Raw genomic sequence first — 403 nt, 5'->3', positions numbered from 1 at the left:
TAGGTGGTTGATAGGCGCGGTGTGGAAGTGCAGCAATGCATTGAGCTTACGCGTACTAATGAGCCGTGAGGCTTGACCATATAACCCCAAGACGCTTTGTTTAACGCGCTTCCTGCGCGAGTAAAAGCGGCCATCCATGGCCGCACTCCTCAGGAAAAGCACGCTTCGACGAATGCATCTCGAAACAAAATTTCACCTCGACGCTTGTCACTCGTTTACCCCTTTGCCGGACTGGCGCATTCGTGCGCTGTCCGCACCCCTTCCCTGGCGGCTATAGCGCTGTGGCCCCACCCGATCCCATCCCGAACTCGGAAGTGAAACGCAGCTGCGCCGATGGTAGTGTGAATTCTCATGCAAGAGTAGGTCACCGCCAGGGGCTTTATCCCTCAAACGCCTTCCCATC

Annotated in this window: 2 rRNA genes; both read left to right on the top strand. The window is 56.1% G+C overall.

Annotated features, from left to right (window positions below):
- A 23S ribosomal RNA gene (locus AC1DE1_RS20895) occupies positions 1-80 on the top strand; the annotation flags it as partial.
- A 183-nt stretch (positions 81-263) separates the two neighbouring features.
- Positions 264-376: ribosomal RNA gene (gene rrf / locus AC1DE1_RS20890) — 5S ribosomal RNA — on the top strand.
- Positions 377-403 lie beyond the last annotated feature (27 nt).

The sequence above is a fragment of the Dyella sp. 05T440 genome (assembly GCF_056395965.1).
This window is presented reverse-complemented; position numbering and strand designations above follow the sequence as displayed.